The sequence below is a fragment of the Acidimicrobiia bacterium genome (assembly GCA_036396535.1).
Taxonomy (GTDB): Bacteria; Actinomycetota; Acidimicrobiia; order Spongiisociales; family UBA5794; genus DASWKR01.
Map to the genome: position 1 here is coordinate 1 of DASWKR010000039.1, position 15526 is coordinate 15526.

Here is a 15526-nt window from a genome sequence, read left to right on the forward strand (position 1 = left end):
CCAGCCGTTCAGACCACCAACCACCAGCCGGGGCACGCTCTAGCGATAGGGCTCAACGGCCCAGCGTCCGATAGTGCTCACCTGCCAGCGGCTCCAGACCAGCCTCGCAAACACGAAACCGATCCGCGCCCATTAGCGTTCGCCCCCTCTCACCGCACCAGGAGCCGAGCATGACCGCAGAGGCGTTTCGCGTCACGTACGCAACCATGTCAGCCGACAACGAAGAGCTCCAGGCCGCCTTCGACCAGGGCATCGTCGACGCCGGAGACCGGCTGGGCGCCACGCATCCCCTGATCGTCGACGGCGTCGATCGGGAAGGCGCCGGCACGTACGAGGAGCGCTCCCCGATCGACACCTCGATCGTGGTCGGGAGGTATGCCCAAGCGGCGACGGGCGACGTCGACGATGCGGTCGCGGCAGCCGGCGCCGCGGCGAATGCATGGGCCGCCACCCCGTGGACGGAGAGGGTCGCAGCGCTGCGCACGGTCGCCGAGCTCATCAGCGACAACCGCAACGTCCTGTCAGCGTTGATGACGTACGAGGTCGGCAAGAACCGTCTCGAGGCGCTCGGGGACGTCGAGGAGTCCGCCGACCTCATCCGGTACTACTGCCACGAGATGGAGGAGCACGACGGGTTCTCCATCCCCATGAACCGGCTCTCCCCGAGCGAGGCGACGTACGACGTCATGCGGCCGTACGGGGTCTGGGCAGTGATCAGCCCGTTCAACTTCCCGATGGCGCTGGCGGCGGGTCCGGTGGGCGCCGCCCTGGTGGCGGGCAACACGGTCATCCTCAAACCGTCGAACACGGGGGCGTTGCTCGGGGTGGAGCTGGCGCGGCTGATGGCGCAGGCCGGGGTTCCTCCAGGGGTGTTCCACCTGCTCACCGGGTCGGGGACGACCGTGGGGCGGGATCTCGTGCACCACGCAGGCGTCGACGGCATCACGTTCACGGGTTCGTACGACGTCGGCATGGGCATCCTCGGGTCGTTCTCATCCGTGTACCCGAAGCCGGCCATCTGCGAGATGGGAGGCAAGAACCCGGTGATCGTGACCGGCAACGCCGACCTCGACAAGGCGACCGACGGCGTCATGAGATCGGCGTTCGGGTTCGGGGGTCAGAAGTGCTCCGCCAACTCGCGGGTCTACGTCGCCTCGTCGGTGTACGACGACTTCGTCGACCTGCTCGTCGACAAGGCGGAGCGCATCGTCGTCGGCAACCCCCTCGACCGGGAGACATACCTCGGGCCCGTCATCGACTCGGGCGCGGTCGAGCGATACCTCGAGGCGACCCAGCAGGCGCGCAAGGACGGCGCGGTCCTCACGGGCGGCACCCGGCTGTCCGGCTCGGGGCTCGACGCCGGGTACTTCGTGGCGCCCACCGTCGTCACCGCCACCCGCGACTCGTGGCTGTGGAAGCGCGAGCTCTTCGTGCCGTTCACCGCCGTCGAGGCGATCGAGTCGCTCGACGAGGGCTTGGCGCTGGCGAACGACACCGAGTACGGCCTGACGGCAGGGTTCTTCAGCGAGGACGAGTCCGAGGTGGCGGCGTTCCTCGACGGGATCGAAGCCGGAGTCGTGTACGTGAACCGCCGGGCGGGCGCCACCACGGGCGCCTGGCCGGCGGTGCAGCCGTTCGGAGGGTGGAAGGGCTCTGGAACGTCGGGGAAAGCGGGCGGAGGGCCGTACTACGTGACGCAGTACATGCGGGAGCAGTCGCGCACGGTCGTCGAGTCGTGACAAAAGCCGCCGGCGGGGTCGGGACCGCTGCAACAATCGGCGGGTGACCACCCCAGCAGTCTCGGTGCGGGAGGGCCATCCCGACTTCCTCGACCTCGACTGGTCGACTCCCATCAACGACTGGACCGATGAACGGATCGTCGAGCTGCCGACCGGGATCCATCGGCACCCCGTTCGCTTCGTCTCGTACCCGGAGGGCGTATACGTCGTGAAGGAGCTGGTGCGCCGGGTCGCCTACCACGAGTTCGAGACCCTGCGGGCACTCGAGACGCAGCTCTCTCGGGTCGGCACCGCCGTGGCGGTCGTCGACCGCCCCTGGCTGACCGGCGACATCGAGGGCTCCGGAGTCGTCATCACCAGCTACGTCGATTACGCATTCACGTACCGCGAGCTCGTCTCGGAAGGCGGGTTCGGCAGGAGCCGCGACAAGATGCTCGACGCCTTCGCCGGACTCCTCGTCGAGCTCCACCTGGCGGGGTGCTTCTGGGGCGACTGCTCGCTGTCGAACGTCCTCTACCGATACGACGCCGGGGCGATCGAGGCGGTGATGATCGACGCCGAGACCGCCGAGATCCACGAGACGCTCACCGACGGCCAGCGGTACTACGACATCGACATCATGACCCTCAACGTCGCCGGCGAGATGGCAGACATCGCGGCGTCTCGGGGGCTCGACATCGACGACGCCGACATGTCCCTCGGCGAGGACATCGCCCACCGGTACGCAGCGCTCTGGTCCGAGCTCGAGAACGAGCTCCTGATCGGCCCCGACGAGCGCTACAAGATCCGCGCCCACGTCTCACGGCTCAATGAGCTCGGCTTCGACCTCGACGAGCTCGACCTCATCCCGACGGACGACGGCAGCGAGCGCGTCAAGGTCAAGGTGCAGGTCGCCGGCCGTAACTTCCACTCGACGAGGCTCCGCGAGCTGACACGGATCGAGGCCTCCGAGAACCAGGCGAGGCAGATCCTCGCCGATCTGGCGTACTACGAGGCCCGCAACGCAACCGTCACCGCCACGGGAAAGTCGCTGACCGCGATCAAGTGGCGGGTCGACGTCTTCGAGCCCCTCCTCGCCGGGATCACGGCGGACGCTCCGGCCGATGCCGACCCGGTGCAGCTGTACACCGACTTCCTGCACCATCGATACCTCTTGGCTGCCACGCTCGGCCGCGACGTCGGCAACGACGAGGCTTACGAGTCGTGGATCGCCGAGGGGATGCCCGGCTACTGAGACGGCCCGCCGTGCGTCAGTGGAGGCTGGTCGCAGGGGTGGCACCCGTGACGCCGCCGTCGACGGGCAGAGTGACGCCCGTAATCCACGAGGAGGCGTCCGAGACGAGGAACATGATCGCCCGAGCCACGTCCCCGGGCTCTCCGATTCGCCCGAGCGGATGCGTCGCCGCAACCTCGCTCTCGATGTTCTCCCACAGCGCGGCCGCCAGCCTGGTGCGCACGACGGAAGGAGCAACCGCGTTGACCCGCACCCCCGGCGCCATCTCCATCGCCAGCTGGCGGGTGAGGTGGATGAGGGCGGCCTTCGAGATGTTGTAGGCGCCGATCAACGCCCCGGGGCGGATCCCGCCGACGGATGCCACGTTGACGATCCGGCCGCCGTGCTCCCGCATGTGCGCCCGGTAGGCCTCCCGGGCGTAGAGGAGCGGGCCCATCTGGTTGACGGCCCACGTCTTGGAAGCTGCCCCGAGGTCGACGTCGACGAGGGCGCCCGCGGCAGGATTCGTGCCGGCGTTGTTCACCAGGATGTCGCAGGCGCCGAACGTGTCGATGGCGGCGGCTACGGCTGCGGCGGCGCCCTCGGGATCGTCGGCCTTGGCCACGATCGGGACGACCCTGTCGTCTCCGAGGCGGGCGGCAGCCTCGGAGATCGTCTCCTCTTTACGGCTCGTGATGACGACGCCCTTGGCCCCTCCGGCGAGCAGCTCGGCGGCGGTCGCTTCGCCGATTCCCCGGCTGGCGCCCGTCACCAGGGCGACCAGCCCGTCGACCCGAACGTCCATGGCATCATCCTTCCCGGCAGGCATTCGATCCGGCAGGCGGGAGACGATCCTACCGACGGGCGAGCGGCCGGCCTCCTAGTTGTGGCCGCCTCGCTTGACGCCCCCGTACTTCATGCGGGTGTCTTCCATGCGAGCGACCGGGGCTTCCTCGTCGACCGGTCCGAAGCCTGCGTCGACGACCTCCCCGATGAACAGGTCGTGCGTGCCCAGATCGACCGTGCGCCACACCCGGCAATCGAGCCAGGCGGCCGCTTCGGTGAATATCGGGGCGCCGGTCACCGATTCTCGAAACGGCCTGCCATTGAGCGTGTCACCCTCTCTCGTCGCCGGCTTCGAGAACTTCACGAACGGGCGGGTGTCCTCGCGATCCCACAGGTTGACCGTGAACGATCCGCCGTCGCGGATGAGGCGGTTCGTCACCGCCGAGGCGTCGACGCTGACCGCAACCAGGACGGGCTCCATGGCCACCTGCGTCACCCAGCTCGTCGTCATACCGTTCCACTCGTCCCCGGCTCTCGATCCGACGAGGCACAGAACGTTCGGGATCTTCCAGAGGATCTTGTTGAGCAGCTCGGCCGGTGGTTCCGCCATGGGTTCTCCCGTTCGTCACAAGCGGCGTCGAGCCTAGGGCGCTTCAGTTGTGAGGAAGCTGGAAGGCGACTCGGCCTCCGGGGCCTGCCTGGGCCCAGATCGTCCCGCCATGGGCGGCGACGACTCCCCTGGCGATCGCCAGGCCGAGTCCCGCCCCTCCGGCGGCGCGGCTGCGCGCCGCGTCGCCGGTGACGAAGCTCTCGAACGCCGAGTCGACCAACTCCACCGGAAACCCCGGCCCCTCGTCTGTCACGCTGACGAGCGCCCCGTCACCGTTCTCGACGCGCACGACCACCACGGAGCCCGGCGGGGCGTGGCGGATGGCGTTGTCCACGAGGTTGCGGATCGCCCTCCCGAGCTCCCTGGAACCGCCGAGCACCTGCACGGAGCCCCGAGCGTCCAGGCGCAGCTCGACGCCGCGGTTGGCGGCAACCGGGGCAAGGGCGTCGAGCGACTCGTCGGCCAGCTCGGCGATGTCGAGGCGAGTTCGCTCGAAGTCGAGCTTGCCTGCCTCGATGGTCGCCAGCATGAAGAGGTCGTCGACGAGGTGGCCGAGGGCGTCGAGGTCGGCTCGCATCGACCTCAGGTAGCGGTCGGGGTCGGGCGCCAGGCCGTCCTCGAGCGCCTCGACGGTGGCCCGCAAGGCGGCCAGCGGCGATCGCAGATCGTGCCCGACGGCTGCCAGGAAGTCGCGCCTCTGGTTCTCCGCCGAGCGCCGCTCCGCCTGGATGGCGGAGAGCTTCTCCGCCATCCCGTCGATGGCCCGCGCCGCTTCCCCGAGCTCGTCCGACCTGACGACGCCGGTCTTGGCACCGAACTCGCCCTCGCCGATGCGGCCGACGGCTCGGCGGATGTGCATGAGGTCGCGCTCCATGGGCTCGGCGACCGCGGTGGCGAGCAGCACACCGAGCGCGATGCCGAAGCCGACGACGATGAAGATGAGGGTGAGGTCGTGGGCGGTGATGAACATGAGCTGTGCCGAGACGGCCGTGACGATGCCGACGACCACGAGCGCGGCGACACCGATGACGACGACCGCCAGGCGCAATGAGCGCATGTGGGCGGTCCATCGACTCAGGGTCGCAGCCGCGACCCCGGTGAGCGCTGCCATGGCCCCGAAGATGACCAGGAGCTGGCCGCGCTCGGAAGCGGTCGGCTGCATGGTGATCTCGAACGTGACGATTGCGACGGCAACCGCGATGGCGAGCAGTGCCGCGAACTTCACGGCTCGAACCTGTATCCGACACCCCACACGGTCTTCAGCCAGCGGGGGTCCTCCGGATCGGCCTCGAGCTTGAGGCGAAGGCGCCTGATGTGGACGGTCACCGTCGACGGGTCCTGGTAGTCGGCCGAAGAGTCCCACACCTGCTCGAGGAGCTGGCCACGCGAGAACACTTGGCGGGGCGACGCCGCCAAGAACGCCAGCAGGTCGAACTCCTTGGGCGTCAACTCGACGACGGCTCCGCGGACGGACGCTTCGCGGGTCGGGCCGTCGATGACCAGCTCGCCGAACTGGAGCCTGGCCGACGAGGCGACCGGGCGCGCTCTACGCAGGACCGACCGCACACGGGCTGCCAGTTCCCTCGGCGAGAACGGCTTGACGACGTAGTCGTCTGCTCCGAGCTCGAGGCCGAGGACCCTGTCTGCCTCCTCGGTCCTCGCCGTCAGCAGGATGATGGGGACGTCGTTCATGCGCCTGATCCTGGTGAGAACGTCGAACCCGTCGATGTTGGGCAGCATGACGTCGAGCACGACGAGGTCCGGCACTGCACGCTCGATGGCGGCGAGCGCCTGCTTGCCGTCGGCAGCCGTTTCGACCCTGAAGCCGTCGCGCTTGAGATACGCGGTGACGACCTCGCACACCATCGGTTCGTCGTCGACCACGAGGACGCGCGAGCCAGCCGACGAGTCCGTCTCGGGATGATGCACCCGGCCATCGTATCCAGAAGAGGCACCCCCGCTCGACACCCGGGTCGGGTATTCACGGATTGTTCACTCGGCATCTAAACGAAGCCCTTCCCTAGTATCCGGGCGGATGCACGTTCTCGTCGCAACCACGGGGGTGCTGAGCCCCGGGCCGTGCGTGGAGTTCACCAGCCGCCTCCTCAACGGAGTCGGTCGGGTCACTGTGACGACGGTGATCGAGGTGCCCCGGTCGTTCCTCGAGCACCTCGGAGCCGATCGCTGGCACCCACTGGCAGAGGACGGCGGGGCCGGGCGCTCCAATCTCGAAGATGACGCCCTCCTCGCCAAGTACGTCGAGGAGCGGGGCCGCAAGATCACCGATCCGATCGTGCACGCCCTCCAGGCGGCGGGGATAGGAGCCGAGGCGGTCTTCCTCGACGGCGCCGACCCTGCCGTCGCCATATCCGACCTCGCAGACGAGCTCGATGCGGATGTCGTCCTCCTCGGAGCCACCCGCCAGATCTTCGACCAGTCGGCATGGGAGAGCGTGTCGGCCAGGGTGATGATCGAATCGGGGAGGGCGGTGCTCGTCGTGCCCCCGGCCCACAAGGACGCCGCCGCCCAGGCGGTCTCAGAGTCGGACTGACACCCCGCCCGAGACGGCGTGCGCGGCGCAGCTGTGCGGCACCGACTCAGCCGAAGGCGGCTCGCAGCATCGCCCGCGTCTGGGTGACGAACGCATCCGGGTTGGCGTCGAGCTCCGCCCGGAGGTCATCGACTCGCCACCAGGTCGGGTCGGTCGTCTCGCCGACGAGGGGCACGGGGTCGCCCTCTGCGTAACACTCGAAGAGGACGTGGAGCGATGGGTAGGCGCCGTCGATCCCATTGACCACGGCCAGCGGGCGAGCGATGACGGCGGCTCGAGGTGAGCCGTCCCCGACGGTCTCTATGGCAGCGGCGACGGCGAGCAGCTCCAGGCAGGTCTCCTCCCTCACCTCCCTGGCGATCGCTACGTCGGGCCGCTCCCCTGCCCGCCAGCGACCCCCCGGTAGCTCCCACCGACCCCGCACCGCTTCGTCCGGCTTGTCGCGGCGCTGGAGGAGAACCTCGTCTCGGCTCGTTCCCCGGTATATGAGGGCATTCACGTTCGGGACGACCGTCACCTCGCCGTCGGGCGGGACCGGTACCTCGACCCAGCCTTCGCCCGACCAGACCGGGTATGGCGGGCCGGCGGTCATCGGCCGGGGACCGCGATCGAGAAGCCGTTCCCGCAGAATCCACCCTCCGAGTCGTGTGCCGCCACCACGACACCATCCGTGCCGGCTGGAATGGTCACCTCGGCGACGGTCCTGGTGAAGGGCTGCTCATCCTCGTGCGGATGGGTCAGTACCAGACCACCGAGCACGGTGCCGTCACCGGCCCGCACCTCGAACCGGTCTGCGTACTTCTCCCAGCCGGTGTCGGCCGACTCGATGGTTGCCGCCACGGAATACACGTTCGTGCCGACCTCCGCGATGGAGACACCGATGACGTGGGCGCAGCCCTCCGAGCCGGAGTCCCCACCCCCGCACGCCGCGGCGGCGAGCGTCAACACGGCGAGCACGGCCCGCCTCACGCCTCGCCCTTCACCCTGAACTGGGTGCGGTACAGCCTGGCGTAGAGGCCGCCGAGCGCCAGGAGCTCACCGTGGTCACCGCTCTCGACGAGCCTCCCTTCGTCGAACACGAGGATCCTGTCCGCCGAGAGGATCGTGGACAACCGGTGCGCGATGACGAGAGACGTGCGGCCCTTCATGACCCTCTCGAGCGCCTCTTGGATGAGGGCTTCGGACTCGGCGTCGAGGTGTGACGTCGCCTCGTCGAGGATGAGGATCTGGGGGTCCTTGAGGATGACCCTGGCGATCGCCATCCGCTGTTTCTCACCGCCCGACAGGCGGTAGCCTCGCTCGCCGACCACCGTCTGGTAGCCGAGCGGAAGGCGCTCGATGAAATCGGCGATGTTGGCCGCCGTCGCCGCCGCCCTCAGTTCCGCCTCGGTGGCGTCGGCCTTGGCGTACGAGAGGTTCTGGGCGATGGTGTCGTGGAAGAGGTACGTCTCCTGGGTGACGACCCCGACGCTGTGCGCCAGCAGGTCGAGGGGATACTCCCTGACGTCCCGACCGTCGATCCGCACGACTCCGCTCGTGGCGTCATAGAGCCTCGGCACCAGGTACGTCGTGGTCGTCTTGCCCGCTCCGCTCGGACCGACGAGGGCGACGAGCTCGCCCGGGGCGATGTGGAACGAGACGTCGCGCAGCGCGTACATGTCTGCGGGTGACCTCGTCGCCGCCTGCTCCTCGGTCATCGACGACCAGCCGTAGCGCCGCACCGAGTCGAGGCCGGACGATGCGGCGCCATATGAGAAGGTCACCGAGTCGAACTCGACGTCCCCCTCGATGGCGGCAACGGCGACAGGGCGCAGAGGCTCGGCGATGTCGTGGGGCAACTCGAGCACCTCGAACACCCGCTCGAACGAGACGAGTGACGTCACGAACTCGACGCGGGCGTTCGTGAGGGCGGAGAGCGGGCCGTAGAGGTTCCCGAGGAGCATCGAGAGGGCGACGATGTCTCCCGTCGTGAGCGTGCCGTTGATGACCATGGCGGCGCCGAGCCAGAACACGAGGGCGGTACCGAGCGCAGACATGACACCGAGCGCCATGAAGAACCAGCGGCCGATGGTTGCCTGGCGCACGCCGAGGTCGCGCACGCTGGCGGCCCTGCCGGCGAACTTCGCCTCTTCGAAGCCGATCCGCCCGAAGAGCTTCACGAGGAGGGCGCCCGACACGCCGAGGGTCTCCTGCATGTGGGCGCTCATCTTGGCGTTGTTCTCCATCTGCTCCCGGCTGATCGTGCGGAGCATGCGCCCGACCCTCCGGGACGACAGGATGAAGAGCGGGAGGATGGCGATCGCCAACAGCGTCAGCCGCCACTCGAGGCGCAGCATGACGACGACCGTGATCACGACGGCGACGAGGTTCGACACGAGGGTCACGAAGGTCCCCGTCACGGCGGACTGGGCGCCGACCACGTCGCTGTTCAGCCGGCTCATGAGCTCGCCGGTCCTGGTGGCTGTGAAGAAGCCGAGTGACATTCGCTGCAGGTGGCCGTAGAGCTGGCGCCGCAGGTCGAAGATGATGCCCTCGCCCATCGACGCCGATGCCCATCGCTGCAGCACCCCGACCGCGCCGCTGACGACCGGGACCGCCACCATGCCGACGCCGAGCCACGTGACGAGCCCGAGGTCGCCTTCCGGGATCGCCCTGTCGAGGAGGGAGCGGATCAGCAGCGGCTGGACCGTCGTCAACCCGGAGATCACGACGATCGTGGCGAGCACGATCCCGATCTGGAGCTTGTACCCGGATGCGTACCCGATGACGCGGCGCAGCAGCGCTCGGTCGAGCTTGGGCTGCTCCTGCTCCTCGTCGTACCGTACGTACGACCACCACCCGCCACCGTGGAAGATGACACACCTCCTCGAGTCCGACCATCGAGATTAGGGAGGGCCGTCCCCCTCCACGACGGATCAGGGGGCGGCGGCGCTCACGTCCGCCCCCGGTGGGAGCTGCCTGTCGAGGCGGCGGGCGGACTCGGCCATCTGCCAGCACAGCTCCTCGGGGAGGGCGGTGCGGCAGAACAGCTCGTAGCGGTACTTGCCGGTGGCCCAGATGAGGCTGAGCCCCTCATCGACCGGCTCCGGGCGGATCTCGAGGCTCTGCAGGTCTGCGTCCGTGGCGAACCCGATCCGCAGTATGGCCGCCCTGCCTTCGTTGACGGTGTACGGCTCGACCGTCCACAGCCCGAACGCCGCCGCCGTCTCCGGGTCGAGCTGGCCCGAGATGACGTCGAACACGAGCTGGCTGGTCACCCAGCCGACGTCGGCCGGCACGAGCCCGGGGAACCTGATGTCCGGCAGCGCAGCCGCGATCTCGAGACGGCTCGCCTGGACGAACTTCGTCACCCGGTCGCCCCGCTGGAAGATCCGAGTGATCACGAAGGAAGAGTCACCCTCGACCTGCTTCTCGATGTCATCGTTCCACCAGCTGACGTCGGTGGCGTCGATCGACGTGAACTCCTGCTCGTCGTCGACGACGAGGATCGTGGTGCTCGTCGTCGTCGACCCGCGCACGACGTCCTCCGACCGCTCTCCGAGGCCATCGAGCAGGCCGCCGTCGCCGCAGCCCACGACGAGCGCGGCGGCGGCGGCGCAGACGAGCGTGCCGCGCCAGATCGATGAGAGAGTAGGAATCGCCACCGCCAACGAGATTACCGGTGGATCCGCGAAAACCGTTCCGTTCAGCCGGTACCCTGCCGGCGGATGGAACGCTCCGTCCGGTTTCTCAGCGAAGGCTATCCGGGCGTTCCGGGGCGTGACACCGCCATCGCCAGGGCGTTGCTGGTCCGCGCATCGGAAGGCCTGCTCGGCGAAACGTTCCGCCTCCATGTCCCCGGTCGGATCGTCGCCTTCGGAAAGCACGACATGCTGGAGGAAGCATTCCCGGCAGCGGTCGCCGCCGCCGGAGACGAGGGCTTCCTCCCGGTCCTGCGCCTCGCCGGTGGCCGGGCAGCGGTGTTCCATGAGAGAACCCTCGCCTTCCACTGGACCGTTCCCGATGCCGAGCCGCGCGCCTCGGTCACTCTTCGGTACGAGTCCATGGCCGCCCTGATGGTGGCGGCGTTCGCCAGGCTCGGCATCGCAACGGAGGTCGGCGAGCTGGCCGGCGAGTACTGCCCCGGCAGGTACAGCGTCCACCTCGCGGGCGGCGGCAAGGTGATGGGCGTCGGTCAGCGGCTGGCGAGGGGTGCGGCCCACGTCGGCGGGGTCGTCGTCGTGAGCGACCCGGGGCTCGTCAACCGACCCCTCGTCCCCGTGTACCGCCACCTCGGGGTCGCGTGGGACCCGGACGCCACCGGTGCCCTCGACGAGGCACTCCCCGGGTTGACGTTGGGCGCCGTGTCCGATGCCATCGTCGCCGAGCTCCCGACGCTGGGCGCCGTGGCGCCCGGCGAGATCGACGAGGGCACGCTGGAGCTCGCCGACCGCCTCGTCGGGGACCATGTGCTGGTGCCCGGTGCCGCCACGGGTGGTTGGTAGCCTCGTCGGATGCGCCGAGTGCTGGTCATCAACGGGCCCAACCTGAACCTCCTCGGGACCCGCGAACCGGCGGTGTACGGGGACACGACGCTGCCTGCCCTCGAGTCCATCGTGCGCACCGAGGGCTCGGAACTCGGCCTCGAGGTGGCGACATTCCACTCGAACCACGAGGGGGCGATCATCGACGCCATCCACGGAACCGTCGGCGCCCAGGACGGCATCGTGATCAACCCCGGGGCGTACTCGCACTACAGCTACGCGATCCATGACGCCCTGCTGTCCGTCGACGTCCCCGCCGTCGAGATCCACATATCGAACATCCATGCGAGGGAGCCGTGGCGGCGCACCTCGGTCACCGCACCCGCCTGCAGCTACGCCATCCAGGGCCGAGGCGTCCCCGGCTACAGGGACGCATTGCGCAAGCTCGTCAACGACGCGGCGTGGAACCACGAGACCGTCCGCTACGGCGAGGCAGCCGATCAGGTCGCCGATCTGCGACTCCCCTCCGCTCCCGGCCCTCATCCGGTTGTGGTCCTCATCCACGGGGGGTTCTGGAGGGATCCGTGGACCCGCGACCTGATGGACGGGCTGGCGGTCGACCTGGCGCGGCACGGCTTCGCATCGTGGAACCTCGAGTACCGCAGGATCGGCAACGGCGGGGGCTGGCCTGCGACGTTCGAGGACGTCGCAGCCGGGATCGACGCCCTCGCCGATGTGGAGACTCGCCTCGACCTGGATCGGGCGGGCGTCGTCGGGCACTCCGCCGGAGGGCAGCTGGCACTGTGGGCGGCGGCGCGCCCGAGCCTCCACCCCGGCCGCGCCCCCGATGCCTCCCGGGTGCGGCTGCGCTCGATCGTTGCGCTGGCTCCCGTGAGCGACCTGGCCGACGCCCACAGGCGCGGGCTCTCCTCGAGCGCCGTCGAGGAGCTGCTACGTCGCTCGCCGAGCGGCGGGGCGGAGAGGTTCGCGGCGGCATCTCCCGCCGAGCTCCTGCCGCTCGGCGTGACCCAGGTGGTGATCCACGGTACCGACGACGAGTCGGTGCCGGTCGAGATGTCGCGCCGGTTCGTCGCCAGGGCACAGGCCGCCGGCGACGACGTCGTGTACCACGAGCTGGCAGGCACCGGTCACATGGAGCTCATCGACGCCGGAAGCGAGGCCTGGGCACTGACACTCCCGGCGCTCAGCCGGATGTGACTCGCGAGCCGGTCACGAGTCCGGCGAAGCGCTCCAGACCCTCCACCATGTCGTCGTACGCCAGGGCGAAGGAGAACCGGGCGTAGCCCGGTGCGCCGAACGCCTCGCCGGGAACGAAGGCGACCCGGGCCTCGCTGAGGGCGATGTCGGCGACGTCGAGGCTCGAGGCGGCGACCCGTCCGGCCAGCTCCCGGCCGATGAGCCCCTCGATCGACGGGAAGGCGTAGAAGGCGCCCCGCGGCTCGACGCAGTCGACGCCGGGGATCTCGCCGAGCATGCGGTACATCGTCACGCGGCGCCTGTCGAACTCCTGGCGCATCGAGAATGCGGCGTCGAGAGGACCCGTGACCGCCGCCAGAGCTGCCATCTGGGCGACGTTCGACACGTTCGACGTCATGTGCGACTGCAGGCGGGCGGCGGCCGCCGCGACCGCCTCCGGGCCGACGAGCCAGCCGACCCGCCAGCCGGTCATGGCATACGTCTTGGCGACCCCGTTGACGATCACGCACCGGTCGGCGATCTCGGGTGCGACCGCCGGCATCGACGTGAACTCGGCGCCCCCGTACACGAGGTGCTCGTAGATCTCGTCCGTCAGGACCCAGAGGTCGTGCTCGGCGGCCCATCGGCCGATCGCCCTCACCTGGTCCTCGGGGAACACCGCGCCCGTCGGATTGGACGGCGAGACGAACACGAGCAACTTGGTCCGCTCGGTGCGCTTCGCCTCGAGGTCCGAGACCGACGTCAGGAAGCCATCCGCAGGCCCCGTCTCGACGACGACGGGAACGCCCCCTGCGAGCCTCACTGCCTCGGGGTAGGTCACCCAGTACGGCGCAGCCAGCAACACCTCGTCGCCGGGGTCGAGGAGCACCTGGCACGTCGCGTAGATGGCGTGTTTGGCCCCGTTCGTGATCACGACCTGAGAGGGCTCGACGTCCACGCCGGAGTCGCGCCGCGTCTTGTCTGCAACGGCGCGGCGCAGCGCCGGCAGCCCGGCCGCCGCCGTGTAGTGGTGGAAGGTCGGGTCGCCGGCCGCCGCGATGGCCGCCTCGACGATGGGTCGCGGCGTCGGGAAGTCGGGCTCGCCTGCTCCGAAGCCGATCACGTCGATTCCGGCTGCTGCCATGCCGCGCGCCTTGGCCGTGATTGCCATGGTCGCCGACTCCTCGATCGCCTCGACCCTGTGCGAGAGGCTCCGCATCCTCGTCCGACTCATCGGTTGTTACCCTCCACCGGTCAGTCTCGCACCATACAACGGCGAGGAAGCATGCCGGATCGACCTGAGATACAGCTCCCCGCCGAGCTGCTGCCCATCGACGGGCGCTTCGGTTCCGGCCCGTCGAAGGTCCGGCTCGAGAGCCTCCTCGAGCTCGGTGTCAGCGGCTCGACCTACATGGGGACGAGCCATCGCCAGGACAGGGTGAAGAAGGTCGTCCACCGGATCAGGGCCGGTCTGAGCGAGTTGTACAACCTCCCGGCCGGCTTCGAGGTGCTCCTCGGCGTCGGAGGCGCTACCGCCTTCTGGGATGCGGCGGCCTTCGGTCTCATCGAGCGCCGCAGCCAGCATCTCGTCTTCGGCGAGTTCTCCGCCAAGTTCGCATCGGTCGTGGCAGGCGCCCCGCACCTCGACGAGCCCGAGCTCATCGAGTCGGATCCGGGGACCCATCCCCACCCGGCCGCCCGACAGGACGTCGACGTGTACGCCTTCACGCACAACGAGACGTCGACCGGCGTGATGATGCCGATAGCGCGCCCGGAGGGCGCCGACGGGCTCGTCGTCGTCGACGCCACCTCGGCCGCGGGGGCGGCCCACGCCGACGTGGACCAGTTCGACGTCTACTACTTCTCGCCACAGAAGGCGTTCGGCTCGGACGGGGGACTCTGGATCGCCCTGTGCTCCCCATTCGCGGTGTCCAGGATCGAGCGGCTGGCGTCGTCGGAACGGTGGATCCCACCCTTTCTCGACCTCCGCACCGCCCTCGACAACTCGCGCAAGGATCAGACGTACAACACGCCGGCTCTGGCGACGTTGTTCCTGCTCGACCGGCAGATCGCCGTCATGCACGAGCTCGGCGGCCTCGATTGGGCCGTGAAGCGGTCGAAGACGTCTTCGGAGACGGTCTACGCATGGGCAGACGCTTCTGTCTACGCCGCTCCGTTCGTCACCGATCCGGCCATGCGATCGTCCACGGTGGTGACCGTCGACCTGGTCCCGGAAGTGAGTGCCGACGTCGTCGAGGGCGTCCTGCGCGACAACGGGATCCTCGACACGTTCGGCTACCGCAAGCTCGGCCGCAACCAGCTCCGCATCGCGTGCTTCCCGAACGTCGACCCGACCGACGTCGAGAAGCTGACGCGTGCGGTCGACCACATCATCGAGCGCCTCTGAGGTGCCGGCGATCCTGTGGCGCCGTCTCGACACACCCGGTTTCGACCGGTGCGAGCTGACCGCGACTCCCGACGGCCACCGCCTCGCAGGGACGGCGCTCGTCGTGTTCGACGACGTCCCGTACGAGATCCGCTACACGGTGATCACCGACCGCCGGTGGCGGACGAGGACGGTCGGCGCCCACGTCCAGGGCCCCGAGGGTGACAGGCGACTGGCGCTCACTGCGGACGGTGAGGGCGGGTGGTCGGTGTCGGACAGCCCGGTCCTCGACCTGTATGGGGCCATCGACGTCGACTTGGCGTGGACGCCTGCGACCAACACCCTTCCGGTCAACCGACTCGAGCTGCAGGTGGGAGAGGAAACCGAGATCACCGCCGCCTACATCCAGTTCCCGGCGCACGAGATCAAGCGGGTGAGTCAGCGGTACCAGCGGATCGCAGACCAGCGCTACCTCTACTCCCAGGGCTCGTTCCGTGCGGAGGTCGCGGTGGACGAGAACGGGCTCGTGGTCGACTACCAGGGCGTCTGGGAATCCGTGACCTCGTCGTGATCTCCGTGGC

16 protein-coding genes are annotated in these 15526 nt (G+C 69.0%); 7 read left to right on the forward strand and 9 right to left on the reverse strand.

Annotated elements, in window-relative coordinates:
- Window positions 1-170 precede the first annotated feature (170 nt).
- Both VGC47_07035 and VGC47_07040 read left to right on the forward strand, forming a co-directional pair.
- Complete coding sequence (locus tag VGC47_07035; protein HEX9855050.1) at window positions 171-1739, forward strand: aldehyde dehydrogenase family protein; 1569 nt, start codon at window positions 171-173, stop codon at window positions 1737-1739.
- 43 nt (window positions 1740-1782) lie between these two features.
- On the forward strand, window positions 1783-2973 hold the full coding sequence (locus VGC47_07040) for a DUF4032 domain-containing protein (protein HEX9855051.1): 1191 nt from the start codon (window positions 1783-1785) through the stop codon (window positions 2971-2973).
- Window positions 2974-2989: 16 nt separating this feature from the next.
- Here VGC47_07040 and VGC47_07045 read toward each other — a convergent pair whose 3' ends face one another.
- From VGC47_07045 to VGC47_07060, 4 genes are all read right to left on the reverse strand, one after another.
- Window positions 2990-3757 carry an SDR family oxidoreductase gene (locus tag VGC47_07045; GenBank protein HEX9855052.1) on the reverse strand — a complete coding sequence of 256 codons (768 nt, stop codon included), beginning with the start codon at window positions 3755-3757 and terminating at the stop codon, window positions 2990-2992.
- Window positions 3758-3832: 75 nt separating this feature from the next.
- The gene (locus VGC47_07050; GenBank protein HEX9855053.1) at window positions 3833-4348 is read right to left on the reverse strand and encodes a flavin reductase family protein; all 516 of its coding nucleotides are present in this window, start codon (window positions 4346-4348) and stop codon (window positions 3833-3835) included.
- Window positions 4349-4391: 43 nt separating this feature from the next.
- Window positions 4392-5573 carry a HAMP domain-containing sensor histidine kinase gene (locus tag VGC47_07055; GenBank protein HEX9855054.1) on the reverse strand — a complete coding sequence of 394 codons (1182 nt, stop codon included), beginning with the start codon at window positions 5571-5573 and terminating at the stop codon, window positions 4392-4394.
- The gene (locus tag VGC47_07060; protein ID HEX9855055.1) at window positions 5570-6277 is read right to left on the reverse strand and encodes a response regulator transcription factor; all 708 of its coding nucleotides are present in this window, start codon (window positions 6275-6277) and stop codon (window positions 5570-5572) included. The genes VGC47_07055 and VGC47_07060 overlap by 4 nt, the downstream gene beginning before the upstream one ends.
- A 106-nt stretch (window positions 6278-6383) precedes the next feature.
- Here VGC47_07060 and VGC47_07065 point away from each other — a divergent pair, with 106 nt between their 5' ends.
- Window positions 6384-6899 carry a universal stress protein gene (locus tag VGC47_07065; GenBank protein HEX9855056.1) on the forward strand — a complete coding sequence of 172 codons (516 nt, stop codon included), beginning with the start codon at window positions 6384-6386 and terminating at the stop codon, window positions 6897-6899.
- Between the two features lie 46 nt (window positions 6900-6945).
- On the opposite strand, the gene VGC47_07070 is transcribed toward VGC47_07065, so the two are convergent.
- From VGC47_07070 to VGC47_07085, 4 genes are all read right to left on the reverse strand, one after another.
- A complete protein-coding gene (locus VGC47_07070) occupies window positions 6946-7491 on the reverse strand; it encodes an NUDIX hydrolase (protein ID HEX9855057.1) in 546 nt (181 codons plus the stop codon).
- Entirely contained in the window at window positions 7488-7868 is a 381-nt protein-coding gene (locus VGC47_07075; GenBank protein ID HEX9855058.1) for a hypothetical protein, read from the reverse strand. Before VGC47_07075 ends, VGC47_07070 begins: the two co-directional genes overlap by 4 nt.
- Entirely contained in the window at window positions 7865-9625 is a 1761-nt protein-coding gene (locus VGC47_07080) for an ABC transporter ATP-binding protein (GenBank protein HEX9855059.1), read from the reverse strand. Before VGC47_07080 ends, VGC47_07075 begins: the two co-directional genes overlap by 4 nt.
- A gap of 189 nt (window positions 9626-9814) precedes the next feature.
- Complete coding sequence (locus tag VGC47_07085) at window positions 9815-10543, reverse strand: hypothetical protein (protein ID HEX9855060.1); 729 nt, start codon at window positions 10541-10543, stop codon at window positions 9815-9817.
- 63 nt (window positions 10544-10606) lie between these two features.
- Here VGC47_07085 and VGC47_07090 point away from each other — a divergent pair, with 63 nt between their 5' ends.
- Window positions 10607-11383: a lipoate--protein ligase family protein gene (locus VGC47_07090; GenBank protein ID HEX9855061.1), complete on the forward strand. Its 777-nt coding sequence runs from the start codon at window positions 10607-10609 to the stop codon at window positions 11381-11383.
- 9 nt (window positions 11384-11392) lie between these two features.
- Window positions 11393-12580, forward strand: a complete 1188-nt coding sequence (gene aroQ / locus VGC47_07095; protein ID HEX9855062.1) for a type II 3-dehydroquinate dehydratase — start codon at window positions 11393-11395, stop codon at window positions 12578-12580.
- On the opposite strand, the gene VGC47_07100 is transcribed toward aroQ, so the two are convergent.
- Window positions 12567-13793, reverse strand: coding sequence for a pyridoxal phosphate-dependent aminotransferase (locus VGC47_07100; GenBank protein HEX9855063.1), 1227 nt, complete (start codon window positions 13791-13793; stop codon window positions 12567-12569). The genes aroQ and VGC47_07100 overlap by 14 nt on opposite strands.
- A gap of 51 nt (window positions 13794-13844) precedes the next feature.
- Between VGC47_07100 and serC the strand changes: the two genes are divergently transcribed.
- Both serC and VGC47_07110 read left to right on the forward strand, forming a co-directional pair.
- Window positions 13845-14966, forward strand: coding sequence for a phosphoserine transaminase (gene serC / locus VGC47_07105; GenBank protein HEX9855064.1), 1122 nt, complete (start codon window positions 13845-13847; stop codon window positions 14964-14966).
- 1 nt (window position 14967) lies between these two features.
- Window positions 14968-15516, forward strand: coding sequence for a putative glycolipid-binding domain-containing protein (locus VGC47_07110; protein HEX9855065.1), 549 nt, complete (start codon window positions 14968-14970; stop codon window positions 15514-15516).
- The last annotated feature ends 10 nt before the right edge of the window (window positions 15517-15526 follow it).

Bases quoted from the DNA above. Each gene is read 5' to 3' on its own strand.
- serC (HEX9855064.1), top strand. From the start codon at position 13,845: ATGCCGGATCGACCTGAGATACAGCTCCCCGCCGAGCTGCTGCCCATC.
- VGC47_07070 (HEX9855057.1), bottom strand. From the start codon at position 7,491: ATGACCGCCGGCCCGCCATACCCGGTCTGGTCGGGCGAAGGCTGGGTC.
- VGC47_07090 (HEX9855061.1), top strand. From the start codon at position 10,607: ATGGAACGCTCCGTCCGGTTTCTCAGCGAAGGCTATCCGGGCGTTCCG.
- VGC47_07035 (HEX9855050.1), top strand. From the start codon at position 171: ATGACCGCAGAGGCGTTTCGCGTCACGTACGCAACCATGTCAGCCGAC.
- VGC47_07045 (HEX9855052.1), bottom strand. From the start codon at position 3,757: ATGGACGTTCGGGTCGACGGGCTGGTCGCCCTGGTGACGGGCGCCAGC.
- aroQ (HEX9855062.1), top strand. From the start codon at position 11,393: ATGCGCCGAGTGCTGGTCATCAACGGGCCCAACCTGAACCTCCTCGGG.
- VGC47_07065 (HEX9855056.1), top strand. From the start codon at position 6,384: ATGCACGTTCTCGTCGCAACCACGGGGGTGCTGAGCCCCGGGCCGTGC.
- VGC47_07100 (HEX9855063.1), bottom strand. From the start codon at position 13,793: ATGAGTCGGACGAGGATGCGGAGCCTCTCGCACAGGGTCGAGGCGATC.
- VGC47_07050 (HEX9855053.1), bottom strand. From the start codon at position 4,348: ATGGCGGAACCACCGGCCGAGCTGCTCAACAAGATCCTCTGGAAGATC.